This is a genomic window from Arthrobacter burdickii (assembly GCF_030433645.1).
Lineage (GTDB): Bacteria > Actinomycetota > Actinomycetes > Actinomycetales > Micrococcaceae > Arthrobacter_D > Arthrobacter_D burdickii.
In genome coordinates this window covers 283,744-309,222 of record NZ_JAROCG010000001.1, presented here as the reverse complement: position 1 = coordinate 309,222, position 25,479 = coordinate 283,744, and the positions used below count along the sequence as shown (strand labels likewise).

The 25,479-nt window shown below is 65.4% G+C and carries 26 protein-coding genes and 2 pseudogenes; 14 read left to right on the top strand and 14 right to left on the bottom strand.

Annotated elements, in window-relative coordinates; all coding sequences use genetic code 11:
• Window positions 1-160 precede the first annotated feature (160 nt).
• A complete protein-coding gene (locus tag P5G52_RS01410) occupies window positions 161-877 on the bottom strand; it encodes a GntR family transcriptional regulator (RefSeq protein WP_301224203.1) in 717 nt (238 codons plus the stop codon).
• Window positions 878-988: 111 nt separating this feature from the next.
• On the opposite strand from P5G52_RS01410, the gene P5G52_RS01405 reads away from it, so the two are divergent.
• From P5G52_RS01405 to P5G52_RS01395, 3 genes are all read left to right on the top strand, one after another.
• Complete coding sequence (locus P5G52_RS01405) at window positions 989-2,470, top strand: APC family permease (protein WP_301224202.1); 1,482 nt, start codon at window positions 989-991, stop codon at window positions 2,468-2,470.
• Window positions 2,471-2,551: 81 nt separating this feature from the next.
• On the top strand, window positions 2,552-3,703 hold the full coding sequence (locus tag P5G52_RS01400) for an NAD(P)/FAD-dependent oxidoreductase (protein ID WP_301224201.1): 1,152 nt from the start codon (window positions 2,552-2,554) through the stop codon (window positions 3,701-3,703).
• An 89-nt stretch (window positions 3,704-3,792) separates the two neighbouring features.
• Window positions 3,793-5,205: an FGGY family carbohydrate kinase gene (locus tag P5G52_RS01395; protein WP_301224200.1), complete on the top strand. Its 1,413-nt coding sequence runs from the start codon at window positions 3,793-3,795 to the stop codon at window positions 5,203-5,205.
• A gap of 89 nt (window positions 5,206-5,294) precedes the next feature.
• On the opposite strand, the gene P5G52_RS01390 is transcribed toward P5G52_RS01395, so the two are convergent.
• Complete coding sequence (locus P5G52_RS01390) at window positions 5,295-5,723, bottom strand: rhodanese-like domain-containing protein (protein ID WP_301224199.1); 429 nt, start codon at window positions 5,721-5,723, stop codon at window positions 5,295-5,297.
• 93 nt (window positions 5,724-5,816) lie between these two features.
• Between P5G52_RS01390 and P5G52_RS01385 the strand changes: the two genes are divergently transcribed.
• Window positions 5,817-6,275 (top strand): Lrp/AsnC family transcriptional regulator, encoded by a 459-nt coding sequence (locus P5G52_RS01385; RefSeq protein ID WP_301224198.1) that lies wholly within the window; start codon window positions 5,817-5,819, stop codon window positions 6,273-6,275.
• A 47-nt stretch (window positions 6,276-6,322) separates the two neighbouring features.
• Here P5G52_RS01385 and P5G52_RS01380 read toward each other — a convergent pair whose 3' ends face one another.
• A complete protein-coding gene (locus P5G52_RS01380; protein WP_301224197.1) occupies window positions 6,323-7,567 on the bottom strand; it encodes an NAD(P)/FAD-dependent oxidoreductase in 1,245 nt (414 codons plus the stop codon).
• A gap of 81 nt (window positions 7,568-7,648) precedes the next feature.
• On the opposite strand from P5G52_RS01380, the gene P5G52_RS01375 reads away from it, so the two are divergent.
• The 3 genes from P5G52_RS01375 (at window position 7,649) to P5G52_RS01365 (ending at window position 9,433) form a co-directional block, all read left to right on the top strand.
• Entirely contained in the window at window positions 7,649-8,212 is a 564-nt protein-coding gene (locus P5G52_RS01375) for a TetR/AcrR family transcriptional regulator (protein ID WP_301224196.1), read from the top strand.
• An 86-nt stretch (window positions 8,213-8,298) separates the two neighbouring features.
• On the top strand, window positions 8,299-8,715 hold the full coding sequence (locus P5G52_RS01370; RefSeq protein ID WP_301224195.1) for a DUF2867 domain-containing protein: 417 nt from the start codon (window positions 8,299-8,301) through the stop codon (window positions 8,713-8,715).
• 13 nt (window positions 8,716-8,728) lie between these two features.
• Window positions 8,729-9,433, top strand: a complete 705-nt coding sequence (locus tag P5G52_RS01365; protein ID WP_363321855.1) for an SGNH/GDSL hydrolase family protein — start codon at window positions 8,729-8,731, stop codon at window positions 9,431-9,433.
• Between the two features lie 380 nt (window positions 9,434-9,813).
• Here P5G52_RS01365 and P5G52_RS01355 read toward each other — a convergent pair whose 3' ends face one another.
• Window positions 9,814-10,416: a TetR/AcrR family transcriptional regulator gene (locus tag P5G52_RS01355; protein WP_301224193.1), complete on the bottom strand. Its 603-nt coding sequence runs from the start codon at window positions 10,414-10,416 to the stop codon at window positions 9,814-9,816.
• 222 nt (window positions 10,417-10,638) lie between these two features.
• On the opposite strand from P5G52_RS01355, the gene P5G52_RS01350 reads away from it, so the two are divergent.
• The 4 genes from P5G52_RS01350 to P5G52_RS01335 all read left to right on the top strand — a co-directional run bounded on the left by P5G52_RS01350 (window position 10,639) and on the right by P5G52_RS01335 (window position 13,324).
• Complete coding sequence (locus P5G52_RS01350) at window positions 10,639-11,037, top strand: SpoIIAA family protein (RefSeq protein WP_301224192.1); 399 nt, start codon at window positions 10,639-10,641, stop codon at window positions 11,035-11,037.
• 130 nt (window positions 11,038-11,167) lie between these two features.
• Window positions 11,168-12,040, top strand: a complete 873-nt coding sequence (locus tag P5G52_RS01345; protein WP_301224191.1) for a GAF domain-containing protein — start codon at window positions 11,168-11,170, stop codon at window positions 12,038-12,040.
• 224 nt (window positions 12,041-12,264) lie between these two features.
• On the top strand, window positions 12,265-13,005 hold the full coding sequence (locus P5G52_RS01340) for a dienelactone hydrolase family protein (protein ID WP_301224190.1): 741 nt from the start codon (window positions 12,265-12,267) through the stop codon (window positions 13,003-13,005).
• 142 nt (window positions 13,006-13,147) lie between these two features.
• Entirely contained in the window at window positions 13,148-13,324 is a 177-nt protein-coding gene (locus P5G52_RS01335) for a CsbD family protein (RefSeq protein ID WP_301224189.1), read from the top strand.
• A 232-nt stretch (window positions 13,325-13,556) separates the two neighbouring features.
• Here P5G52_RS01335 and P5G52_RS01330 read toward each other — a convergent pair whose 3' ends face one another.
• Genes P5G52_RS01330 through P5G52_RS01320 form a run of 3 tightly spaced genes read right to left on the bottom strand, consistent with a single transcriptional unit; the run spans window position 13,557 to window position 15,595 of the window.
• Entirely contained in the window at window positions 13,557-14,324 is a 768-nt protein-coding gene (locus tag P5G52_RS01330; protein ID WP_301224188.1) for an SCO1664 family protein, read from the bottom strand.
• Window positions 14,324-14,878: a DUF3090 domain-containing protein gene (locus P5G52_RS01325; RefSeq protein WP_301224187.1), complete on the bottom strand. Its 555-nt coding sequence runs from the start codon at window positions 14,876-14,878 to the stop codon at window positions 14,324-14,326. The genes P5G52_RS01330 and P5G52_RS01325 overlap by 1 nt, the downstream gene beginning before the upstream one ends.
• Window positions 14,879-14,887: 9 nt before the next feature.
• A complete protein-coding gene (locus P5G52_RS01320) occupies window positions 14,888-15,595 on the bottom strand; it encodes a histidine phosphatase family protein (RefSeq protein WP_301224186.1) in 708 nt (235 codons plus the stop codon).
• A 278-nt stretch (window positions 15,596-15,873) separates the two neighbouring features.
• Here P5G52_RS01320 and P5G52_RS01315 point away from each other — a divergent pair, with 278 nt between their 5' ends.
• Window positions 15,874-16,956, top strand: coding sequence for a TerC family protein (locus P5G52_RS01315; RefSeq protein ID WP_301224185.1), 1,083 nt, complete (start codon window positions 15,874-15,876; stop codon window positions 16,954-16,956).
• A gap of 61 nt (window positions 16,957-17,017) precedes the next feature.
• Here the strand turns inward: P5G52_RS01315 and P5G52_RS01310 are convergent, their stop codons facing one another.
• From P5G52_RS01310 to P5G52_RS01285, 6 genes are all read right to left on the bottom strand, one after another.
• A complete protein-coding gene (locus tag P5G52_RS01310; RefSeq protein WP_301224184.1) occupies window positions 17,018-17,992 on the bottom strand; it encodes a class I mannose-6-phosphate isomerase in 975 nt (324 codons plus the stop codon).
• On the bottom strand, window positions 17,989-19,188 hold the full coding sequence (locus P5G52_RS01305; RefSeq protein WP_301224183.1) for an ADP-dependent glucokinase/phosphofructokinase: 1,200 nt from the start codon (window positions 19,186-19,188) through the stop codon (window positions 17,989-17,991). The genes P5G52_RS01310 and P5G52_RS01305 overlap by 4 nt, the downstream gene beginning before the upstream one ends.
• A 43-nt stretch (window positions 19,189-19,231) precedes the next feature.
• The gene (locus P5G52_RS01300) at window positions 19,232-20,095 is read right to left on the bottom strand and encodes a ketose-bisphosphate aldolase (RefSeq protein WP_301224182.1); all 864 of its coding nucleotides are present in this window, start codon (window positions 20,093-20,095) and stop codon (window positions 19,232-19,234) included.
• 45 nt (window positions 20,096-20,140) lie between these two features.
• Window positions 20,141-20,986, bottom strand: coding sequence for a carbohydrate ABC transporter permease (locus P5G52_RS01295; protein ID WP_301224181.1), 846 nt, complete (start codon window positions 20,984-20,986; stop codon window positions 20,141-20,143).
• A gap of 1 nt (window position 20,987) precedes the next feature.
• Complete coding sequence (locus tag P5G52_RS01290; protein WP_301224180.1) at window positions 20,988-21,914, bottom strand: carbohydrate ABC transporter permease; 927 nt, start codon at window positions 21,912-21,914, stop codon at window positions 20,988-20,990.
• Window positions 21,915-21,984: 70 nt separating this feature from the next.
• Window positions 21,985-23,280: an ABC transporter substrate-binding protein gene (locus P5G52_RS01285; protein WP_301224179.1), complete on the bottom strand. Its 1,296-nt coding sequence runs from the start codon at window positions 23,278-23,280 to the stop codon at window positions 21,985-21,987.
• Window positions 23,281-23,505: 225 nt separating this feature from the next.
• Here P5G52_RS01285 and P5G52_RS01280 point away from each other — a divergent pair, with 225 nt between their 5' ends.
• The gene (locus tag P5G52_RS01280) at window positions 23,506-24,321 is read left to right on the top strand and encodes a DeoR/GlpR family DNA-binding transcription regulator (RefSeq protein WP_301224178.1); all 816 of its coding nucleotides are present in this window, start codon (window positions 23,506-23,508) and stop codon (window positions 24,319-24,321) included.
• 39 nt (window positions 24,322-24,360) lie between these two features.
• Here the strand turns inward: P5G52_RS01280 and P5G52_RS01275 are convergent.
• Window positions 24,361-24,537 (bottom strand): annotated as a pseudogene (locus tag P5G52_RS01275) (carbohydrate-binding protein); the annotation flags it as partial.
• A gap of 23 nt (window positions 24,538-24,560) precedes the next feature.
• On the opposite strand from P5G52_RS01275, the pseudogene P5G52_RS01270 reads away from it, so the two are divergent.
• A pseudogene (locus tag P5G52_RS01270) lies at window positions 24,561-25,445 on the top strand (glycosyltransferase family 2 protein); the annotation flags it as partial.
• Between the last annotated feature and the right edge of the window lie 34 nt (window positions 25,446-25,479).

The following is a 25,479-nucleotide window of genomic DNA, read 5'->3' as shown; positions in this document are numbered from 1 at the left end:
GGGTCGAGGTGAGATGGCAGCGGTCCTCTCATAAGCCCTCAAACTGACACTGATCGCCAGATGCGCTCAATGACGTCGCCGATCGGGCGAGCGGCCTCGGCGGTGGCGCTTACCCTTTCGGGAGCGGCTGAACAGCACTGGGAATGACGTCCGGCTTTCTCTATTCGTTGACGGACCGTTCGATGACGAGGGAGATGCGGTCGGCCCGGTAGAGGTCGCTGGCGTATTCGAAGCAGCGTCCGCTGGTGTCGTAGGTCCTGCGAATGAGCTGCATGCCGGCTGCTGCCGGCCGGGTTGCCAGGCGGCGACTGGCCACCTCGTCGAGGACGACGACCTCGAGGTTGGCGACGGTGCGGCCGGGTGTGATGTCGTAGCGGTCCTTCAGCTCATCCCACAGTGATCCGGCGAGGTTGCCGGAGAGGAGGCCGGGAGTGAGCTCTGCCGGGTAGTAGGTGGTTTCGAGTGCCAAGGGTTCGCCGTCAGAGCGCCGTAGCCGGCGAAGCGCGTGAACGGGTGCACCGGCGTCGAGTCCTAGTGCGTGGGCAACGACGGGAGCCGCCAACTGCTCCTCGGCCCACAGCAGTTCGGCGCCTGGCTGGTGGCCGGACCGGGTGACTTCCTGCGAGAAGCTGCCGAGTCGCAGTTCCACCCGCGGTTCGGCGACAAAGGTGCCCCTCGTCGCGTTCTTGTACACCAGGCCTTCGCTTTCGAGGACGCCGAAGGCCTTGCGCGCCGTCATGCGGCTCACCCCGTACTCCAGGCACAGCTCACGTTCCGGTGGAAGGGCTGACCTGGGGGGGAGGTCGCCGTTGCTGATTCTCTCCCGGAGCGCCGCTGCGATGCGTATGTAGGCGGGCGTATCAGTCGTGGTCGTCATCGATCGTTCCTCATCCTCTTGCATCAACACCTTGACAGGTTATCTGGATCACACCTAGCCTCGAACTTGGTATATACCAACATTCCCACAACGGCCAATGAAGGACGTCCCATGGAAACTCCCCACAGCGCTGTAGCTACCGCTCAGGCCAGCGGCATGAAGCGAGAACTCGGTTGGTATGCCTCGTTCTCCGTAGCCTTCGGCTTCGTCTCCATCGCCACCGGCATCTTCACCACCTACGGTGCCGTGCTCAACACCTCAGGTGCCCGCGGTATCTGGGCCTGGCCCATCGCCGTCGTCGGCCAGCTCGCCGTCGCTGCGATCTTCGGAGCCCTCGCAGCCCGCATGCCCATCAGCGGCTACGCCTACCAGTGGGTATCCCGCCTGGCGAACCCGATCCTGGGTTGGCTGATGGGCTGGATCTCGTTCGCGTTCCTGATCATCGTCGTTGTCGCCGTCGACTACACGATCGCGGCCACGATCCTCCCCGAACTCTTCGGCTACACGAGCACCCCGCAGAACAACTGGGTGATCACAGCGGTCGTGATGCTGCTGCAGGCCATCCTCGTCGCCCTTTCCACCCGGGCCACGAACAAGGTCAACGCTGTCGCGGTGACGATCCAGATCATCGGCATGATCGGCCTGACCGTTCTCCTGTTCGTCGTCGGCGGCATCGCCGGCCGCCTGGACTTCGCGAACCTCTTCGCGACCGCACCGCTGCCCAGTACGGACTACTGGGACTTCGGCGGCCTGAGCGATGTGGGCCCATTCCCGCTGGCCTTCCTGCTGGGCGCGTTCACCATCGTCGGCTTCGAGTCCGCGGCGAACCTCGCTGAGGAGACCAAGGACCCAGCCCGTGTGATCCCGAAGGCCATGATCCAGGCCGTCCTGTCCCTGGGCGTGCTGGGCATGCTCTTCCTCATCGCGATCACGGCCCTGGCCGGGGACACAGCAGAGCTCGCGGCATCGGCGACCCCGGTAGCCGCCGTCATCACGTCGGTCCTCGGGCCCGTGGTCGGAAAGATCCTGCTCGTCCTGGTCGTCGTGTCGATCTTCTCCTGCGGTCTGGTCATCACCCTCAGCGGCACCCGCCTGGTGTGGGCGATGTCCCGCGACGAGCGGTTCCCGGGCTGGCAGCTGCTGCGCAAGGTCAACGCATCCCGGGGGACGCCGGTGGCGTCCTCGGTCTTCGTGTTCGTCGTGACCCAGGTGATCCTTGCGATCTTCGCCCAGTCCAGCGACGCCCTGTTCGTCCTGTTCTCCGCCGCGACCCTCCTGCCCGCCATGATCTACGCGGGCACCATCCTCATGTACGCGGTCAAGCGCCGTTCACTGCCCGCAAGCCAGGGCTTCAGCCTCGGCAAGTGGGAGATCCCGGTCCTCGTGCTGGCTGCCGTGTGGCTGGTCTACGAACTGGCGATCTTCCGCGATGATTCCTTCGCACAGCCCCGTCTGTACGTCGGCTTCATGATCCTCATCGGCGCCGTCTACCTCGCGTACCTGCTCGTGCGCAGGGGAGTGAAGGGCATGACGATGCCCGACATGGTCGACGTCGACAAGGTCCTCGACGTCGCCCCTCCGACCCACAAGTAATCCTGCACAGGCCTGCCCCCGTGATCGAGCGGGGCCAGGCACCCGTAGATCGTCCATCGACCTTCCCCTGAAGGAGCACCCATGACCTCCCGCACCATCAACGCATCCGTCGCCGTCATCGGCGGTGGCGTCGTCGGCGCCGCAATCCTGCATACCCTGGCCCACCGCGGCGTGGACGCCGTGCTCCTCGAGGGCGATACCGATCTGGCGTACTCGGCCAGCGGCACCAACTCCGGTGTCCTGCACACCGGGTTCGATTCCACGGCAGGGCAGCTCGAGACCGAGCTGATCCTCCGATCCGCGAAGCTGCGGCCCGAGGTCCTGGAAGCACTGAACATTCCCGTCCTGCACGCCGGCGCCGAACTGGTGCCGCAGCGGGACGAGGACAATGAAGTCATCCGCGCACTCTTCGAGAACGCGACCGCCAACGGCGTCGAGGTCCACCTGCGCGAATCCGACGGAGCACTCCTGGTGCCCGGAGAATCCGTCACCGATCCCGTCGCCTACACCCTGGGGCTGGCCCGGTCCGCCGAAGCAGCGGGCGGTCGCATCGAACTCCAGGCGCGCGTCACCGGCATCGACCAGTCCGCGGATGGGCTCACTCTTCACCTGGCCGACGGCGGCGTGGTCACCACCAGGGTCGCGATCAACTCGGCCGGCCTTCACGCGGACGACGTCGCACGCCTCGTGGGCGATGACAGCTTCGAGATCTACCCGAGGAAGGGCGAGTTCTTCGTGTTCGAACTCCCCGAGCGGAAGACCCTGGACCACATCATCCTGCCGGTGCCAACCAAGCGCACCAAGGGTGTTCTCGTGTTCCCGACCCTCGACGGGCGGGTCGTCGCCGGCCCGACCGCCGTTGACGGAGAGGACAAGAACGACTGGAGTGTGCGCCCGACCGCGCGCGGGGAAATCCTCGACAAAGCTGTCGTGCAGTTCCCCGCCCTCCGCGGCCTGGACCCGGTCGCGGCCTACGCTGGTCTCCGTCCGGCAGGACGCGACGTCAACTACGTGATCGGCTCCTCTCCGGCATGCGAGAACCTGATCAACGTCGCGGCTATCCGCTCGACCGGACTGTCCGCTTCCTTGGGTATCGCAGCATACGTCGCGGACCTCCTGCCCGGGCTCGGCATCGAAACCACCGAGCAGAAGCCCACCACGCCGATCGAGAACGTCGAGGCCGGCGGCCTCTGGTGGCAGCGCACGGCTGACCGGTACAGCGCCTCCATCTAGTTCGACCAGCATTCTTCCATCGGTCGGGTCCTCCCCACAGCACCCGGCCGGTGGACCTATCACTTCTTTCGAAGACGAGGAAAACAGCCATGACCACCGTGTTGGCCATCGATCAGGGAACATCCGGCACCAAAGCCGTCGTCGTCAGCGGTGAAGGCAAGGTCCTGGCGCTGAGTGAAGTCGCCGTCCGCCCCACCTACCTGCCTGGCGGGGGAGTGGAGCAGGACCCCCAGGCTTTGCTCGATTCCGTCATTCGTTCCGGCCGCAACGCGATCAACAGCGCCAAGGTCGACGTCGACATCGTCACCCTCGCCAACCAGGGCGAAACCGTCCTCGCCTGGGACCCGGAGACCGGCGAACCCCTGTCGAACATGATCGTGTGGCAGGACCGCCGCGCCGAGAGCATCTGCGCCGAGCTCCGCGAGGAAGCCGATGACATCACCCAGCGCACCGGACTGGTCCTCGACCCGTACTTCTCCGCGCCGAAGCAGGCATGGATCCGCCGCAACATCACCACGGAGGGTGTCGTCACGACGTCGGACAGCTGGCTGCTGCACCAGCTCACCGGTGAATTCGTCACCGACGCGTCGACGGCGAGCCGCTCGCTGGTGATGGACATCGACACCGCCGAGTGGGACCCGCACCTGCTGGACCTTTTCGGGATGGCCGATGAAAAGCTGCCGGCCATCCTTTCCAACGACTCCCTTGCAGGGACCACCACGGCGTTCGGTGCCCGTGCAGCCGTCGGCGGACTGATCGTCGACCAGCAGGCCGCCCTCGTAGCCCAGAACTGCCTGAACGTCGGAGAAGCCAAGTGCACCTTCGGCACCGGCGCGTTCCTGCTCGCCAATACGGGACGGACCGCTGTCCGCTCCACTGCGGGCCTGTCCTCCTCGATCGGCTGGCAGCAGGGCGGGCAGAACAGCTACTGCCTCGACGGGCAGATCTACACGGCCGCGTCCGCCGTACGCTGGCTCGAGCAGCTCACCTTCATCGACAGCGCCGCGGATCTCGACCGGGTCGCCGCCCCGAATTCGGACGGCGTCATGTGCGTGCCCGCGCTCGCAGGTCTGGCTGCACCGTGGTGGCGTCCCGACGCCAAAGCGGCGCTGACAGGAATGACCCTGTCGACGGGCAGTGAGCACTTGGTCCGGGCCGTCCTCGAAGGGATCGCAGCTCAGGTCGCCGAAGTCGCCCGGTGCATGGCCACCGACCTCGGCAAGCCCCTGCAGCGGCTGCGCGTCGACGGAGGCCTCACCCAGAGCAAGGTCCTCATGCAGGCAGTCGCGGACCTCATGCAGATGCCCGTCGACGTCTACCCCTCCCAGCACGCCACCCCGCTCGGAGCGGCAGCCCTCGCCCGGACAGCCTTTGATCCCGGGCTCGCCCTCGAGGACGCCATCGTCGGATGGACGCCGACCCTCACCTTCGAGCCCCAGTGGTCAGCCGACCAGGCCGACGAGTTCTCCACGCAGTGGCGCAAGGTCGCAGAGAACGCCTGACGCTCGCACCCCTGCGCCGAGAGGTGCGGATCATCATTCTCCTGCGGTGATGAACTCCACCGTGCTGTCCAGGTAGCCCGCCGGCGCTCTCATGCCGTAGCGGGGGTGGGCGCAGTGAGAGGGTCCGGCGCGCGGCGTCCTCGACCGTCGTTGCTCACGGTCGCGAAGCCCTCGCGCGTCCAGTACTCGAACCCGCCGATGAGTTCGCGCACGTTCGTGTAGCCCAGCAACGCGAGAATCAATGCGCCGCGGGTGCTGCCGTTGCAGCCCGGTCCCCAGCAGTAGACGACAATCTCGGCGTCCATCCCCGGTGCGACATCCGCTATGCGTGCTTCGAGGTCCGCGTTGGGAATGTGGACGGCGCCGGGGATGCGGCCCTGGTTCCACGAAGCGGCCGAACGGGTGTCGATGATGAGTGGAGCACGGCCGGAAGCCCGGTCTGCGGCCAGGTCTGCAGGGTCGATTTCATAGGCGAGCTTGGCCGTGAAGAAGTCAGCGGCGGAGAGGGAAGTAGGCATGTAGTAATCGAACCGGTTCCGATGCCTTGGTGGAATGCCCGATCAACGGTGGAAGGGCGTGCTCGGACCCGTTCCCCCGGTAGATTCTTCGATATGCCCTCGAACCCACGGCTGGATCTGGACACCACCGATCACGCGATCATCGAGCACCTGCAACAGGACGGCCGAACGAGCGTCGCCCAGCTCGCCCGCGCCATCAACCTTTCGCCCAGTGCGACCAGTGATCGCGTGCGGCGGCTCACCGACGGCGGGGTCATCACGGGCTACTCCATCACCGTGGACCCCGAAGCCCTCGGATACAACGTCACGGCATTCGTACGGCTGGCCTACCCCACGGGCAACTACAAGCCCTTTCACGATCTCGTCGGCTCCCTGCCCGAAGTCATCGAAGCGCACCACGTCACAGGAGCCGACTGCTTCATCATCAAAGTCCTCGCCCGCTCCATGCGTGACCTCGAGCGCATCACCGGAAAACTTGCCACCCTCGGCGGCATCACCACCAGCGTCGTCTACTCGAGCCCCGTGCCCGCCCGGCACATCACCCCGGCCTGACGAAGAAACCCCGGCCTGACGAAGAACCTCACCAGCGTTTCCTGGCGTCAGTGGGTTCCCGTCGGTGCGGAGACGTCCGGCGCTTCAGAGACCCGTGGTCCTTTCGGTGCTTTGTAGGCTCCGGGCCGGATCCGTTCTTTCTGCAGGCCGCTGACGGTCATCCGACAAATGGCTTCTTTTATCCACGCACCGGTACGGCCGCGAGCCCATAGATTCCGGGGCGAGTCGTCAGGCCCGACGACCTGGATGAAGCTGTCCAGCCGCCCAAGACTGAGGCACTGCAGGGCGTATCCAATCGACGCCGGTTCCGGTTCGATTCCTCTGAGCTGGGCGAGGACTGTTCTGGCCGCGAAGCCGCCCATCGGAAGTGCCGTCGCGCACCCCATGCGCAGGTGACTTCCGACGGCGCCTGGCAGAACAGTGGCATCACCGGCACCCACGATGTTCGGGTAGCCCCACGCCCTCAGGCACGCATCGACCTTGAGCCGGCCGAAGGTGTCGACAGGCAGTCCGCTGGCTTCCGCAAGCCGGGGAACGGCGAAGGAGGCAGCCCAGATGCATATATCGCCAACGATCTGTTCGCCGGAATCCGTGGTCACGCCCTGCTGGGTCACTGATGTGACGCGTACGCCCGATCGGACGACGATGCCCAGGCGTTCCAGTGACTTTCGGATGCTCGTCCTGGCGCGCGGTGTCATCGATTCCGCGAGCTCTCCGCCGCACAGGAGGGTGATGACTGCGTCCGGGTGTTGCTCTGCTATCTCGGAAGCTGCCTCGATGGAGGTGTATCCGCCTCCCACGATGATGATGCGCTTGCCGGGCCGGGCGTTCCTGATCGCGGCCCGGACTCGAAGGGCGCCGTCAGCATCAGCAATGGTGTGGGCATGGGTGCTTGCCCCGGGAACGGTGCTGGAGGCCAGACTTCCCACGGAGTAAATCAGGAAGTCGTAGTGCAGCGTCCGTTCGCCGGTCGCGGTTCCGGCCGTGATGACCTGGCTTTCGGGATCGATATGAACGGCGCTCCCTTCCAGGAGTTCGACGTCGGAGTGCAGGACATCGCTCAGTGGCAGGGCTGCGGTCGGGCTCGTGCCGGCAGCGACCTGATGAAGCCGTATTCTCTCGACGAACAAGCCTGTCGGATTGATGATGGCAATCCTGATCTGCTCAGCTTCCTTCTCCGTGAGGGAGGAGCGCAGTCTGTTGGCGGCCATGATGCCGGCGTAACCGGCGCCGATGATGACCACCGACCGTTGAGCCGGCCAACTGTCGGCACTTCGGGAACTTCGGGTCATAGCGTCAACTTTCAAGGTCGCTGGCAGCTACCATTCGAGCAGCTGTCCATACCATACGGTATGGTATGGTACCTTGTCTGCATGGCAACCAAAGAGGACTGGATTGTCGAAGCCCTGAGGGTTTTGGCGGCACAGGGGCCTTCCCACGTGACCATTGACCGGCTCGCCGGGAATCTGGATCTGAGCAAGGGGTCCTTCTATCACCACTTCAAAAGCCTCGCCGTCTTCCGGCAGGAGATTCTGGCCCACTACGAGTGGGAAAGCACGACGTCGTTGATCGCCTCAGTCGAGAAGCGCGAACCCCAGGACCCCCTCCTAAAGATTGAATGGCTCGTGGACCTGGCGATCGAACCCTCCTCACAGGCGGGGCTTCAGATCGCCGTGCGGGCGTGGGCGGCGCAGGACCCCGAGGTCAGCAAAGTGCAGGAACGGCTTGACCGAACCCGACTGGACTATGCAAGCACCCTCTGGCGTGAAGCCGGTTGTCATCCTCAGGAAGCGGACTTCCGCGCCAAGAGTCTGTATCTGCTGATCATTGGAGGACGGCAGGTTACTCCTCCCTTACCCCTGGAGGAACTGCGGAGGATTTGCCGACGCGCCATTGCCGCATTTCAGGACGAGCCTTTGGGCGGCGAGCGCCCGTGAGACTCGCACCCCTGCATGCCGAGGTTGAACGCTTCACGAGGGCAGCAAACCACCTGGACGCAGTGAGCGCGTGCGCATCCTTGTCCTTGCGCGAAGGCATCAGCAACGCCCTGTCGTGGCAACCAGCCTGGCTGAAGCTGCTGTTCCTGGCCCGCGGAGGGCTTGCCTTTGTCATGCGCCTCGAGCACCCCTCGCCTCCGCCGGACCACGGCCTCCAGCCGGAAGACGTCAGCTTCCGCCCTGGTGGCAGGGTTGGCTTCTTCACCGTCTCGGCCGGCAAGGAAGATGCATACATCGTGCTCACTGCCGAGGACACACACCTGGTCGCCCATCTGATCCTCGAAGTAGCTCCGACATGTGAAAAACCCGGGCGCACATTTCGGCTCACCACTGCCGTTCACTATCGCCGCTGGACGGGGCCGATCTACTTCAACGTCATCCGGCCCTTCCACCACATCATCATGCGCCGCATGATGTCCGCGGCACTGACCGGCCACCGATAAAGAAAGGCACAGGATGAACCCCCTGCTGATGCCCCTCGTGCTGGTCCAAGGGCGGATGGCACGAGCAAACATGCAACTGCTTCCGCCGGCAGCCGGACCAGCCCATGGGGTAGTGGGACGCGAGGGCGAGCCGTCCCTGCGCCTTGTCGTCCTTGGTGAATCGACGGCTGCGGGGTGTGGAGTCGCTACCCATCAGGAGGGGTTCGCAGCAGCGTTCGCCGCTGAACTCTCAGGAGAACCAGCCCGATGTGTCAGCTGGCAGGCGGTGGGCCAACACGGCGCTACTGCCCGGAGAATCCGCCATCGCCTCCTCCCCCTGGTGGAGCACTCCTTCGACCGCGCGGTGTTGCTCGCGGGCGCCAATGATGTCCTGTCGGGGCGCACCGCAAGAGAGTGGGGCGAAGACCTCACCGCCATCGTCGATGGACTTGCCGACCGAGCCGCCCACGTCACGGTTCTCGCGATTCCCCCTTTCCACCAATTCCCGTCCCTGCCTCTGGCACTGCGCACCTATCTGACCGAGGAAGCAGCGGCGCTTGATGACGTGTCCCGGCGAATCTGCAAAACCAGAAGGTCGGTCACCTGGGTTCGCTCTGCCGGCCTTCCCGAGGGGCAAAAGGAATTCTTCGCTGAAGACGGTTTCCATCCGTCGTCCCTCGGGTACCGCTACTGGGCCCATGCTGTCGCAGCGGTAGAGGCAACAGTGGCCGGGGAGTAGTGGTGTCCCGTCCGGATGCTCTTGAACGCCTGATCTGCGGAGGAATACCATGCTGACGTCGATCAGATCGAGGTGACGGCGATGGGTGACCAATCTGCAGGGACGTCATCAGCAGACCTGATGGTTGACCTGATCATTCCCCTGGACGGGTCCAGCCAGATCTGATCAAGATCGATATGAAACTCGTCCGAGGAGTCGACACCAGTCCGGCTCGCCGAGCCGTCGTCGCAGGCATCGTGGGCATCACCGAGGAACTCGGCATCACGGTGCTTGCAGAAGGCCTTGGCCCAGGCAGAGTTCCTGGTCCTGAAGGCGGCCAGTATCCGACTGTCTCAGGGGTATTGGTTTGCGAAGCCGGCCTTCGAGGAACTTCCGCAGGTTTAGCTGATCGTTCGGGCCTCGGCAGGTGTGTGAAGGCCGATGAGGTGCTCGCCCAGCCGCTTGATTCTTGAACTGCTGCCCGAGTCGATGCCGACTCCGGAGACGATGGCGCCCTGCATGAGGATCAGCCAACAGTAGGAGAAGTCCTCCGGGTTCGTCAGCCCCATTGCCGTGGCGGCTTTTTCGACGCTGGAGCGGATGTCATCCAGGTAGAGGAGGGCGGCAGCTCCGATGGTATGACGAGGTCCAGTCTCCAACAGGGCGCGGATGTAGGGGCAGCCCGCGAAGTCCGGCGCGTGGAACCATTCATCGAAGATGTCGAAGATCGCCAGCAACTGTCCCCGGGGAGTATCGGCCCGTCGCTCGCACTCAGCGGCGAGGTAGCCGACAGTGAAGAGTTGCTGGCGGCGTTCGAAGAACGCCAGAACCAGATCGTCCTTGGACGGGAAGTGGTGATAGAAGGTCGCTTTGGCGACACCGGCCGTAGCGATGATCTCGTTCACGCCGACGGCCCGCACGCCCTGCTGCACGAAGAGGTCGTAGGACGTCGAGAGGATCCGCTCCCGTGCATCCGTGGGTGGCCGTGTCGCCGCTGTAACCATGGCTTCCTCCGCTGCTGTCCTACTTCCAATCCTAGGGGTAGACAGACTGGTCTGTCCTTCCGGTATGCTGGAGCATCCCGCTGTTCCCCCTAGCAGTCGGGGTTGGAGAGGCGTAATACCCGATCCGCGGTGCCGGTGGTTCACATGATGTGCTACCGGCACCGGCACCTCCCGAACGGGACACGAGAGCTGGATTCCGAACTGGTGAGTGAGGCACGGTCAATGGCTGCATCACCGATTGCCGCTGAGAAGTTTCAGTTCGAGTGCACCGAGGAAGACGTGCTGACGTTGCGATGGGCGGAATCTGCTCACGTAACCGCTGAGGACGTTCAAGCGCTTGTGGACTCCATGCAACCGCTGCGCGCTTGTGATTGCCCTTTGATGCTGGTCGATTTCAACGGCATGGTCACCCTGACCCGGCAGGCTCTTACGCTGCTCGCCGGGTTGAGGGACGTACCGGTCGTGGCAGCAGTTGGTCGTTCCCCCGTGGAGAGGGTGCTTATCACGCATTTCCAGGCGGTCCATAGTCCCTCGTACTCCATCGAATACTTCGAGGACCGGGCTGAGGCTCTCGCATGGTTGCGCCGACAGCCAATGACGCACCTGGCACTGCAAGCATGAAGACGCTGCTGCCGGACGCGTCGGGAACGGCACGCCCTACTCCTGTCCCCTACCGGGCAGCACTGGACACCGTGCCGGTAGACCACCGGACACCCAGGGATATACGGACGAAGTCGGCGGAGGACTAGACGTGCTGGATGAGCATGTGCAGCAGTGGAGTGCGATCCAGACTGTGCGGGCAGCCGATCTGGACCGGGAAGATATTTTCATGACGTTCTTCGCTCTTGCTGGGGACGCTGATGAATTGGAGGTCGAGGGGTACCTTTCCGGCATCATGATGCTCCCGGCGCCGCAGCGCGACCTGATGGCCCAGGCCATAAACGAACTGCTCGACAGCGCCGGATCCACTGCCGATGGTGCACATTACAGTGATCAGTACGCGGCGTCCCTTTCCGGGTACAGCGAGTACCTTCGTCCTCTGGCCCTCTCCCCGGACCGGTACGACTTCAGCGCCCCACCCGCTGGGGACCATAGCACCAGCTCCGGAACCGGTGCTTCTTGTGCCGCCCACGCCATGGGGCCATCTGGGTGCGATCCTCACCTGGATGATGTCGAGTTCTGGCGCCTGCACGCGTTGTACGAGTCACGGTTGCTCGAGTCCGGGGCGGAGGAACGCTTCGATCGAATCACCCGTCACGCCCGCGATCATTTCGGGGTCAGTTCGGCGTCGATCACTTTGATCACGGAAGATCTGCAGGTCATCAAATCCGTCGTCGGGCCCCTGGGCCAGGACCTTCCCCGGAACCTCTCTCTATGTGCGAGGACCATCGAGCAGGACCGTACCCTTGTCATCGCTGATGCCAGCACCGACCCTGAGTGGCGGGACCATCCCCTCATCTCCGGCGGGCCCAGAGTCCGCTTCTACGCCGGGCACCCTGTCTGCACAGCGGACGGCTGGCGCATCGGCACCCTCTGCCTCATGGATGATCAACCGCGGACCTTCACCGAGAATGACGCGCAGGCACTCCGGCGTCTGGCCACGCAGGTACAGATGCAGATGTAGGTTTCACCGCGACTGGCGTAATCTCACCAGCCACCGGATTGGCCGTCCGAGACTCTTCCCGGGTCCAGCGCCGGGATTACTGCTACTCTCTCCGCAGGCCGTGCGAGAGAACGAGGAGGTGGTACCCGTGAACGTTGCAACGTGGGTGTTCCTCCCTGGGGTCACGGTCGGGCGGTAGGTCGTCCGGGAGCGCCGTTCAATCAGCACTCCCGAAAGGCACGACCATGCACTTCACTTCTGAGAACAGGCTCGACGACGGCGTCCTCGAACGCGAATTCACCCTCGGCGAGATTCCCGGCATCCTGTGGACGACGCCTGCATCCCCACCGGCCCCATTGATCCTGGTCGGCCATCCAGGCGAACTCCGTCGGATGTACCCCCGGCTGGTGGCGCGAGCCCGGCAGTCCACGACGAACGGCTTTGCCGCGGCCACCATCGAGCTTCCCTGGAGCGGTGACCGGACTCCATCGGCTGATGCCGAGCAGGCTCGTGCCGATCTGCGCCGGGCCTTGGCGGCAGGCGAACCGGTCGACGACATCGTCGATCGGTTGGTTCTCCCGCTGGTCGACAAAGCGGTCCCGGAATGGCAGACGACCCTGGACGCACTCCTTTCAGTGCCCGAGATCAGCGGCCCGGTCGGGTACTCGGGCGGGGTGATTTCCATCGGCATACGGCTGGCGCTGGTGGAGCCGCGCATCGTGGCCGTCGGTCTTTTCGCCGGGAGCTTCGTTCCCCGTGCCATGTTCGACGAGGCCCGCAGGATCACGATTCCGCTGCACATCTTGCTGCAGTGGGACGACGAAGGAAACGATCGGCAGCTCGCACTCGATCTGTTCGACGCCTTCGGTTCCCAGGAGAAGACACTGCAGGCCAATCTGGGCGGGCACACCGGCGTCCCTCGGTTCGCGGCGGACGACGCGGCCAGGTTCTTCGCCCGGCACCTGGGAGGACGCCGCGCCCTCTGATTGCCACGACGCGGTAGCCGGTTCTTTGGGACTCCGCGCAACGGACAGGACTGTCCCCGACCCAGCTGCGAGGGGTGCCTAGACTGAGGCATCGGCCCGAGCCGACCGCAAGACCATCGAAGTCAACCGCAAGGAGAACATCATGGGACTGGACGACAAGATCAGTAATGCCGCGCAGAAGCTCGGCGGCCAGGGGAAGGAAGCCGCCGGCCACGTGACCGGCGATGAGAACCTGAAAGCCGAGGGCCAGAGCGATCAGGTCAAGGGCGACCTCAAGCAGGCTGCCGAGAAGGTCAAGGACGCCTTCAAGAAAGACTGAACCACTCCAGCGGCTGCGAAACTCGACGGGCTACCCTGGACTTCGGCAGCTACAACAAGATGGAGCGCTTTGCCTGGATGACCCTGCCGATGGTCAAGGGACCCGCCTGCACCTGCCTCCGGTCCATCGGCGCCCCGGCGGGAAAACGATCACCCTGCCTCGATGACCAGGGCCTCGGGCTGCGCGATCTTTGAACGGATGACATGCCGCTCCGGACCAGGGTGCAGTTCCCTCAGAACAGCGGCCAGGGGACCGCCGACATCTCACCATTCGGAGCCGGGAACTGCCCGGCCGAGCGCAACCGGGTGCAGCGTGCGGCGAGCGCACTGATTTCCTCAGCGGTGAGCAGGTCCGCCAGGGTCCGGCCCAGCTCACCGTTCAATTCGTCGCTGACACGATCGATGCCGTCGAGTTCCTCGGCGGTCAGTGAATCTCCCAGCCACCCCCACAGCACCGTTCGTAGCTTGTGGTCACTGTGGAATGTGAGCCCATGGTCCACACCGTGCCGGTGTCCGTCGCTCATGGCAAGAATGTGATTGCCCTTGCGGTCGGCGTTGTTGACGACGACGTCGAACACCGCCATGCGCCTCAGCGCGGGGGAGTCCTCGTGAATGAGGGCGATCACGCGGCCGGTGTCGTCCCGCCCCTCGAGGACCTGTTTCCAGCCGGCCTCCGGCACGTCGTCGGTCGCAACCAGGTCCACCGCATTCTGGTCGGGGTCCGTCTCCTGCCAGAGCTGCACCATTCCCTCACCGAACGGACCATCGCGCAGCCAGGTCTGCGGCACGATGTTCCAGCCGAAGACCTCCGAGACGAGGTAGGCAGCCACTTCCCGTTGGGCGAGGGTGCCATCGGGGAAGTCCCACAGCGGTTTCTCGCCGGCTATCGGCTTGTAGACGACGACCGCGCCGCCGATGCTCCCCAGGAAGGTGGCGTTCGACGCCGTCGTGATGCGGCCGGTGAGCGTCAGCTCGGCGGTCACCAGGTCGGGCGCCGGCATCAGACCTCGGGAAGGGTGCAGATGTGCCCGTCGGCGTCGATGGGGTAACCGCAGAGCGGGCAGATCGGACGCCCGGCGCCCACGACCTCGCGGGCGCGCTTGGCGAAGGCGCGGGCAGTGCCGACCGGCATGCGGACCCGCAGCATCTCGGGCGCGTCGGCGTCGTCGTGCAGCAACGCATCCTCGTCCTCGTCGTCATCGACCTCGGTGATCGGGTAGGCCTCGATGACGATCTGGGCCGTCGTCGGGTCCCACCCCAGGCTCATGACGCCGGTCCGGAACTGTTCCTGGACGGCCTCGAGCTGGTCGTTGTCAACGAGTTCGATGGGGGTGGTCGTGGGAACGCTGAAGGGGTTGCCTTCAAGGGTGATGAGCTGGTCCAGGATCTCGTCGATCTTCTCGGCGAGCTGGGCCGACTGCTGCTTCTCCATCGCGATACTCACGATCTGTTTCCCTGTGCGTACCTGCAGGTAGAACGTGCGCGCGCCCGGAACGCCGATGGTGCCGACGACGACCCGATCAGGCCAGGCAAACTCGTGAACAGTTGTAGGCATGGGACTACTTTAGGCTCCCGAGGTCCCGCGTGCCTCGTGTCCTGCGCCACCGCCCACCGGGGCATCATCGGAGGCGGCGTTGTTCGACAGCCACGAGAGATCTCCCGCGTCGGTGTTGGTCGCGTAGACACTCGGTCGGCTCGTGCCGTAGCGCACGATCGACACGGAGGCCGGGCCCACGGTGATGCGCTGGAACAGGTCGAGGTGCATGCCGAGCGCGTCGGCGAGGATGGACTTGATGATGTCGCCGTGACTCACCGCCACCCACACGGCCCCCGGCCCGTGCTCGGCTTCGAAGGCTGCATCGTGGCGTCGGATCGCGGCCACCGACCGGGCCTGCATCCCGGCCATGGATTCACCACCGGGAAAGATGACGGCGGACGGTTGCGACTGCACCACCGGCCAGAGGGCCTCGGTCGCGAGATCACTGAGCGTGCGGCCCTGCCACTGGCCGTAATCGCACTCCGTGAGGTCGGGATCGAGCGGCGCGTGCGGAGTGCTGGCCTGGCGATCGAGGATGAACTGGGCAGTTTGCCGACAGCGCTCGAGGGGACTCGACACCACGCCGACGACGGGCACGGCCGCGAGCCGGTCACCGGTCGCAGCCGCCTGGTCGCGCCCGATCTCGTCGAGGCTGACGCCGTCGGCCCGTCCGGCCAGCAGTCCGGAAGCATTCGCTGTGGTGCGGCCGTGCCGCACGAGAATTACTGTCGCCATCCGCCCAGCCTAGCCATCCGCTCGACGGAGCATCCTCCGACACCTCGGAGGCGGGCAGACGCGCATGACGGCGTCGGCCACCTCGGGTCGGGCAGCACCACGGGAATCGATCAGGGCGCCCATGCGTTACGCTCTGTGTATCAAGGGGAGTACTCCCGTCTGTGATCGGCCCGTCAATACGGATGCACTGAAGCATCCCGGGCCATCGGTTCCGGTTCCGACCGGGCGGAGGAGACCTTGGCGTATCTGTCCGACGCCTACCCTTGGGAGCACCCCTCATGCAGGTCACACCTCTGATCTGGTTGATCACCATCGCCGTGACGATCCTCTTCTTCGTCTACGAGTTCTTCGCGCACGTGCGCAAACCCCACGAACCGACCATCGCCGAATCGGCCCGCTGGTCCGCCTTCTACATCGGCCTCGCCCTGCTGTTCGGCGTCGGCATCGGAGTGATGTCGGGCTGGACGTTCGGCGGCGAGTACTTCGCCGGCTACCTCACCGAGAAGGCCCTGTCGATCGACAACCTCTTCGTGTTCCTCATCGTGATGACGGGCTTCGCCGTCCCGAAGAAGTACCAGCAGAAGGTGCTGATGATCGGCATCATCATCGCCCTGATCCTCCGCGGCGGGTTCATCGCCATCGGAGCCGGCCTGATCGAGAACTTCTCCTGGGTCTTCTACATCTTCGGCGCCCTGCTGCTCGTCCTGGCCTACAAGCAGGCGTTCGGCAGCCACGACTCCAACCCTGCTGATGGCAAATTCATGCAGCTCGTCCGCCGCGTGCTTCCCGTCACCGATGAGTACCACCGGGACAGGCTCACCGTGACCAAGGGCGGCAAGCGCTTCGTCACGCCGATGCTGCTCACCATCATCGCGATCGGCTTCGTGGACCTCATCTTCGCCGTCGACTCCATCCCCGCGATCTACGGCCTGACCAGTGAGGCGTACATCGTCTTCACAGCCAACGCGTTCGCGCTGATGGGCCTGCGCCAGCTGTTCTTCCTCATCGGCGGACTGCTCGAACGCCTGGTGTACCTGGCGCAGGGACTCGCCGTCATCCTCGGGTTCATCGGCGTGAAGCTCGTCTTCCACGCCCTGCACGTCAACGAGCTGTCCTTCATCAACGGCGGCGAGCCCCTGCTCTGGGTGCCCGAGATCCCCATCTGGTTCTCGCTGCTGTTCATCGCCGCGACGGTCGCCGTCGCCACCGTCGCGAGTTTGCTCAAGACCCGGGGCGACGGCGACAGGGACGACCGCGACGAGGTGCGGAACGGGCCGGCCACCGCCACCGAGTCGCAGGACCGGGGCGAAGACCCCCAGGTCGAGGGGGCCACGAGCTCGACGGCAGGAACCGCCAAGTAGCTGCCGCACCGACGACGGCGCCCGGTCGCCAGCTGGTGGCCGGGCGCCGGTTCGTTCCGGCTCAGGCGGCCGGCGGCCGTGCCACCAGGACTTCACCGCCGCCGTCGAGGACGATGTCTCCGGCGCCCGCCGGGATCAGCCAGGTACTGCCGCGGGGAGCGGACTGGCCGGCGAGCTGGATCGAGCCCTCGCTGACGACCAGTACCGCGAAGCCGGGATCGAGGGACACGTGTCCCTCGACGGGTACGCGCTCGAGGCGGAAGAAGGCGTCGACGTCGGGCGGGAACACCGATCCCGTGGGCGGCGCCGTCCGCACGAGGCCCGGGAGCGCTTCGCGGGCCACGGCCGTCCGCTGCACGGCCGTCAGGGCCACGTCGAAACCGAGGCCCAGGTGGCCGTCGGCAGCGCCGTCGAGCGCGAAGTCCCGCCACTCCAGCAGGATCGAGAGGTCCTCGGGCTGCTGCAGTTCCAGCAGCAGCACGCCGGCGCCGATAGCGTGCAGCACGCCCGGCGGCACCCACACCACGTCTCCCGGTGAGACGTCGACCTCGTGCAGGAGTCCGAGCAGCACATCGACGTCCTGTGCCTCGACGAGGGATGCCAGCTCGGCGTGGCTCACGTCCCGTGTGAGGCCGAGGTGGACGGTGCCGCCCTGCAGGATGTACCAGGCCTCGGCCTTGCCGTGGCGGTGCCCGAGATGCCGGGCGGCGAAGGCATCGTCGGGATGCGCGTGCACGGGCAGGCGCTGGCCGGCGTCGAGCAGTTTCACCAGCAGCCGGACGTCGCTGCCCCAGCGGGCCGCGTGCTCCGCGCCGAGCCAGGACTCGGGATCCTGCGCCACGGCGTCGCGCAGGAGCGTGCCGTCCGCCAGTCTGGTGAGGCCGAGCTGCTCCTCACCGAAGATCGTGGTCGTCGAGCCGATCCAGTCCTCCGGCTCGAAGTCGGCCGCGGCCGGCTCGTTGCGGAAGGCGGAGATCCGCGCCCCGCCACGGTAGAAACGCTCCGGCGGTCGGTTCGAGGGCAGCCGTTCGATCATGGCTGCGGCTGCCGAACCGGCGCGTAGACGGCCAGGAAGCCGCCCACGAAGCTGTCGCCGAGCCCGATAGTGGTCGGCGACGCCGTCTCGATGCGAAAGGCCGGAACGCCCACCGCCCCCGGGATCAACCGCTCGACGCCGCTGGCCACGGCTCCGCCGCCCGTGCTGCGCGGCAGGTCCCGGGTGGCCTCGAAGTCCGCGGCGAGGAACGCGTCGCCCAGCCGGTAGCGGGTGGCCGCCATCTGCACGGCACTCTCCAGCGCCTCCCGGTGCCGCTCCGCCGCGGTCCCGAGCATGACGGCCCAGTGCTGGGTGTGCACGAGGAGCGCCGGCACCGGGATGAGGCGGTGTACCTCGCGGAGGGCCGAGGCGACGTCGGCGGGATCCAGCAGATCGACGGGCCGCGCCACGTACTCCTGCAGTTCGTCCTCGTTCATGCCGTACACGTCGATGCGCGGCAGCAGGTGCGACCAGATCCGCTCGGCGAACCGCCGCACGTAGAAGCCCGCATCCTCGTAGTACACGAGCGCGGCGGACGGCAGGTGCTCCATCACCGCGTCGAGCTCGATGAGGCGCCGTTCCAGGAGGTCCTCGTCCTGCATGGTGTTGAAGCCCGAGACCAGCAGGGCCGCGGCGTCGACGAGCGCGTCGCCCAGTTCCGGCGTGATCGCCATGTTGCGGTTCGGGGGATCGTTCGCGAAGATCAGCCGGTTCGACGACGGCGACACGATCTCGCCGTCGTCGAGCCGGATGGTCGTCCCGGCCGGATACTGCACGATCAGGTGCGGATCGAGGGTGTCCTCGGTCGCCGAACTGACGTAGGACATCGACGCCGGCAGAAGCCGGCGCACGTTGTCGTCGATGCTCACGAGATGCTGGACGCTCGGGATCCCCAGGCGGTCGAGCGCGATGCCCGCCCGCACCCCGGTCCCGCCGAGCGTGATCTCGGTGGCGAAGCGTTCGGAGAACTCCTTGACCACCTCCGAGGAGACCACGAACCGCTCGCCGCCGGCGCCGTCCCTGACGAAGCCGAGGATGGTCACCACCAGCGACCGCTCGTCGACGATCGGTGCCATGGTGGTGAGCTCCACCCGCCGGATACCGAACCGCGAGGCCAGCGATTCGATGACCGCCGCGTCCCAGTGAACCTCGTAGTCGACGGTCCCGCCGAGCCCCAGCACGAGCGTGGTTCCCATGGCGCCGATTCCCTTTCCCTCAGCCGTCACGTGGTCGCAGTTCTCAGTACAGTTTGGCCTTTCCATCCGCACCGAACAGCTCGATCTTCTCCGCAGCGGTGACCTTCAGGGCCGCGATGGCCTCGGGCTGGATGGCATTCGGCTCGCGCAGGCGCTCGTCGGTCCCGAGGATCTTCCGCATGGCGTTGTGGTAGGAGACCTTGATGTCGCTCGAGATGTTGATCTTGTTGATGCCCAGGCTCACGGCTCGTGCCAGCTCGCTGTCGGGATTCGCGGAGCCGCCGTGCAGCACGAGGGGAATGCGGACGGCAGCCTTGATCTCCTCGAGGAGGTCGTGGCGCAGCTCGGGGTTCTTCTCTGCCGGGTACAGACCGTGCGAGGTGCCGATGGCGATCGCAAGGCTGTCCACACCGGTCTCCTTCACGAAGCGGACGGCGTCGTCGGTGTTGGTGTAGATGATCTCGGCGGCACCGGACTCCCCGTAGCTGTCATTGGCGCCGATGGTGCCGAGCTCACCCTCCACCTGGATACCGACGGCGTGCGCCGCCTCGACGACCTTGCGGGTCAGCGCGACGTTCTCGTCGAAGGGCAGCAGGGACGCGTCGATCATGACAGACGTGAAGCCCGCCTGGATGGCGGTGATCATCTGCTCGAATGTTCCACCGTGGTCCCAGTGAATGGCGACGGGGACGCTCGAGCGGTGGGCGCGGCTGCGCATCGCGGCGATCAGGTCGGTGGTGATGTGGGAGACCTCGTCCGGGTGGATGGCGATGATGACCGGAGCCTCCTTCTCCTCACTGATGTCCATGACGCCGTTGAACATGGCCCAGTCGCTGATGTTGAAGGCGGGGATGGCGAAGTTGTGTTCGTTGGCGATGTCGAGGATGGACTTACCGGTGTACAGCACTGTGATTCTCCTTGATTAGATGACGTACGGAAGGTGGTTCGGTGGTTAGCTCTTGACGGCGCCGGCGGTCAGGCCGGTGATGAAGAACCGCTGGAGGACCAGGAAGAGGATCAGCACCGGGATGGAACCGAGGATGCTCATCGCCATGATCTGGTTCCACTCGTAGGAGTGCTGCCCCATGAGCAGCTGGATCCCGATGGGCACGGTGCGCATCTCTGTGGTGCGGGTGAGGGTGAGTGCGAAGAGGTACTCGTTCCACGCGATCATGAAGGTATAGATGCCAACCGAGACGATGCCCGGCACCGAGATGGGAACGAGGACCCGCCAGAGCGCGGTGAGCGAACCTGCGCCGTCGACACGGACGGCCTCGTCGAGCTCCCGGGGCAGGGTGTTCATATAGCCGGTCATCATGATGATCGCGTAGGGCAGCGTGAACACCATGTAGGTGAGGATGAGTCCGGGGTAGGTGTTGTAGAGCCCGAGCCCGACGACGAGCCCGAAGTACGGGATCAGCAGCGTGATCGGCGGGACGGCCTGGACACTGATGATGACGACGTTCAGAACCCTTTTGCCACGGAACTCGAACCGGCTGAATGCGTAGGCGGCGTGGATCGCGACCAGCAGCGTCAGGATGGTCACCGCGCCGGCGACCAGGTAGCTGTTGAAGAAGAACCGCAGCGTCTCGGAGTTCGTCAGGATCGCGGCGTAGGCGTCGAACGAGAACGAGTTCGTGAGCAGCCGGGGCGGGAGCTCGAAGATCTCGGTGTTGGATTTGAACGAGCTGGACAGCATCCAGAGCACGGGGCCCGCGGCGAACACGGCCCCGAGGATCAGGCCCGCCAGGACGCCGGACTTCGCCAGGAGGGTGCGGCGTTGCGTGGTCATCGCCATGTCAATCCCTTGCTTTCTGGTGGCGGACGTAGAGGACAGCCAGGACCAGCGACATCAGCAGGATCAGCACCGCGGCGGTCGCGGCGAGTGAGAAGTCGTAGTTGGCGAAGGCGAGCTTGTAGGTGTAGGTGCTGAGCATCTCGGTGACGTCGATCGGCCCGCCGCCGGTGGTCAGCCAGATGAGGGCGAACTGCTGGGAGGTCCAGATGAGGTCGAGCAGCAGGAGGCTGATGATGATGGGGCGGAGCTGGGGGATGGTGACGTTCCAGAAGCGCTGTACTTGGCTGGCGCCGTCGATGCTCGCCGCCTCGTGCAGGTCCTGCGGGATGCCCTGCAGGCCCGCCAGGAGGCTGACCATGAAGAACGGGTAGCCGGCCCAGATGTTGATGAAGGTCACCGTGCCGAGCGCGAGCTGCGGATCGGCGAGCCACTCCACGTCGGTGTTCAGTAGGAAGTTCACGATCCCGTTGGGGGAGAGAAGCATGCGCCACAGCACGGCGATGACGGCCGCCGTGAACAGCCACGGGAGGACGTACAGGGCCCGGAACACGGCCCGGGACGTCACGCTGATCAGCGGGCTGTTGAGCAGCATCGCGAAGGTGAGGCCGAGGACCAAATGGACGGCGACACTGACGGTGGAGAAGAAGACGGTGTTGCCGGTCGCCTTCCAGAACGCCGGGTCCGTCAGCACGGTGACGTAGTTCGCCGTCCCGGTGAACTCGGAGGACTTTTTTAGGATCACGTTGTCCTGGAAGGAGTAGCCGATGACCATCACGATCGGCACGATCATGAGGACGAACAGCAGGATCAGGGTGGGGGCAAGGAATCCGTAGGACTCGCCGGCGCGACGCAGCTGGCGGCGCTTCCGGTGCGGTGCTCCCTGGAGGAGGGTCTCGGGGTCGGGCGGGGTGACGGTACGGAGGCTCATGGGGTGACCTTTGTGGGGGATCGGGCACCGCGTGGGGGCAGCGGTGCCCGATCCGGTTCGGGGGAAGGACCTAGAACTCGCCTTCCCATTCCGTCTGCGCCTTCTGGAGCGCCTCGGAAAGGGACTGCTGTCCGTCGAAAGCGGACTGCAGCTGGGCGCCGAGCTGGCGCATCAGTTCCTCCGCCACGGGAAGGCCGACGAACTCGTTGGCCGGGTAGCCCGCCTGGTAGATCTCGAACGCCTTCTTGAACAGATCGTCGTCCTCGACGAACTCGGGGACCGATTCGGTGTTGCCGGGGAAGGCATTCGCCATGGTCGAGAGGTCGGAGTTGGTCTCCTCGCTCATGAGGAACGAGACCAGTTTCGCGGCCGCGTCCTTGTGCTCGGAGTTCTCGGCGACGCCGATACCCCAGGAGGCGTAGGGGATGCCCCGCTCGCCCGTGTAGTCGTCCTCGGCCGGGACGGCCGAGATGGAGAAGTTGAGGTCCGGATTGGTCTCGCGGATCAGGTTGATGTGCGCGAGGGAGTCGATCATCATGCCGACGCGACCGTTGGTGAACTCCTCAACCTTGTCCTGCTCCTTCATGGTGAAGCTGCCGGGAGCGATCACGCCGTCGTCCCAGAGCCCGCCGATGAACTCGACGGCGGAGGTGACGTCGTCGTTCGTGAGGTCCGGCTGGCCGTCCTTGAGCATGGTGCCGCCGGAGGCCCAGGCCCAGGACATGACATCGTTCTGCACGCCATTGGGTGCTTCGAGGGAGAGGGGGAGTACCCAGCCGGAGGCGTCACCGTCGAGGTCGGAGACCTTCTTGGCTGCATCGGCGAAGTCGCTGCGGGTCTCAGGGGGTGCAGCCACGCCCGCCTGGGACAGCAGGTCGTCATTCGTGAACATGGGATAGACGAAGTTCACGACCGGAACCATGTAGGTCTTGTCCTCGACCTTGACCTGGCTCACGAGTTGGCTGTCATCGAAGCCGGCATCGTCCAGCAGGGGAGTCAGATCGGCGATGACGCCCTGGTCAGCGAAGTCGCTGACCCAGGCTCCGTCCAGGCCGACGACGTCCGGCATCGTCCCGGAGGCGGCTCCCGCAAAGAGCTGCTCCTTGGTGGAGGCATAGGGGCCGCTGACGAGGTCGACCGTGATCTCGGGATTGGCTTCCTCGAACTTGTCGATCAAGGCGCGGAACTCGCCGTCGGGAAGTTCTGGCTCCCACCACTGAGCGAACTCGATGGTGACATCACCTCCGGCCTCCTCGGAGCCGGACCCGCCCGAACCGCAGCCCGTGAGTGCCACGATCGAGACTGCTGTGGTTGCGATGCCGGTGAGCAGGGTTGCGCGGGAACGCATGCGCCGATGGGTGGACATCAGGTCTCCTCGTTGAGATTGTGCGATATTTCGCTGGATTGTGCTCTTTCTTGCCGCTTTCTCCACGATTGTGCGCTCCGCCACAGAAGGTCGTCAAGGGTTTGGGGAAGAGAAGACGCGCAAAGAAGCACGAATGTCATCCGTGAGCGCTGATTGATCGCAAGAACTTGCAGCTTCCTGCCGTTTTTACTGCATGCGGGAAGTCCGTGTGTTACAGATGAAGGCATGACATCGCAAGAACTGCAGCGCGTCCGCCAGCTCCCCGCGGGGCGGAAGGCCGACCTCGCGGCTTATGTCGACGAAGTGGGACGGGTGACGGTCGCGGACCTCGCCGCCCACTTCAACGTGTCCATCGACACGATCCGACGTGACCTCGACCAGCTCGACCGCGAGAACGTCCTGATCCGGACCCACGGAGGGGCCGTCAGCGCCACCGAACGGGCAGGGCGTGACCGGGAGATCGACGTGCGGCTCAGCATGCAGACCGCGGAGAAGGAGGCAATAGCCCAGTTGGCCGTCGAGCTGGTGGCGGACGGATCGGTTCTCATGATGAATGCCGGCACGACGAGCCTCGCCGTAGCACGGGCCCTACGGAACCACCGCAATCTGACCATCGCCACGAACAACCTGCGCATTCCGGCGGAGATCTCACCGGCGGTGTTCCGTGACCTCTACATGTTCGGCGGAGCCGTGCGTACGCTGACCCAGGCGACCACGGGCCCCGTAACCCTCAGGATGAATGCGAGCACGTCCGAGGTGGAGATCCGCTGCGACATCGCGCTCATCGCGGTCGGTGCCGTGGACGCGTCCGGCTACTCCACATCGAACCTCGGTGACGCGACGATGATGGCCGACATGATCCGCCGGGCAGAACGTACCGCCATCCTCGCGGACTCGACCAAGCTCGACCGCCGCCTGTTCGCGCAGATCGTGCCGCTGGAGGGTGCCGATTTCCTCCTCACCGACAAGGCTCCCGAACCCGGGCTCGCGGCGGCACTCGCGGCAGCGGGAGTGACGGTGCTGGTGCCCGAGGTGGGCTGACCTCCGGTCCTGCTGCCGCTCCGCCCGGGACCGGCCTGCTCAGGACTTCGCTTTCTCCTCGATGATCTTGAGCAGCGCTGCGTCGTCGAGTTTCTGCCAGGGGGACGCGTCCGAGCCCTGCACTGCGGCCTCCGGGCTGTCGCTCTGGCTCCACCACTTCGCCTCGTACACGCGACCCTCGACGAGGATGCGGTCGCCCCGCTCGTACACCTTCTTGGGGTTCCACTCCGGGTAGAGGTCAGGACACCGAGTCCAGCGTGGACCTCGGCACGCACGGCTGGACGCTCATGAACTACCCGGAGCGCCTCAGCTACAGCGCCACGCCGCCCGACTTCGGATCGCTCGTGGTGCAGCGGCGGCGCTGGGCCAACGGCGGCCTGCTGATCCTGCCGAAGCTGTGGAACCAGCTACGACGGCGCCGCCACCTCCGCGAACCGGTCCTCGCCCGCGAGGTCCTGCTGCGGGTCAACTACATGGCATCGATCGCCTGGGCGAGCTTCGGGCTGCTGTTCCTCCTGGCATACCCCTACGACAGCAGGCTCCTGAGCCCCGTCGTCTTCCTGGCCGCGGCACCGTACTTCTTGGCCATGGGCAGCGACCTCCGTGACTGCGGGCACCGCTTCTCGGACATCTTCCGGATCTACGGCTTCAACCTCGTGCTGCTGCCGGTCAACCTCGCTGGCGTGCTGAAGTCCATCCAGCAGGCGTTCACGGGGGAGAAGATCCCGTTCGTCCGCACGCCGAAGGTCAAGGACCGCACCGCGGCACCGGGCCTCTACGTGGTGATCCCGTACGCGATCGTGGCATTCTCGCTGCTCACCCTGGTCCGTGATTTGATGGAGCAGAACTGGGGCAACGCCGTGTTCGCCGGGCTCAATGCGGTGCTCGCGGCCGGCGCCATCCGCGCGTACATCGGGATCAAGAACTCGATGGTCGACATGTGGCTCGGCGTCCTGAACTGGCTGTACGTGGCGCCACGGACCAGGAGGGTCGAGACGTCACGGGTCATCGAGAAGACGGCCGAGGAGGCCGACTGGGAGTCGATCCTGTACCACGGCGACCGCCGCCTGAACCGGGACCTGCGCTCGGGCAACGACCGCCGTCGTCGTACCGGGGTGCGGTAGCGCCGGTCACCCGGCTGCACGTCGGCCGCGCATC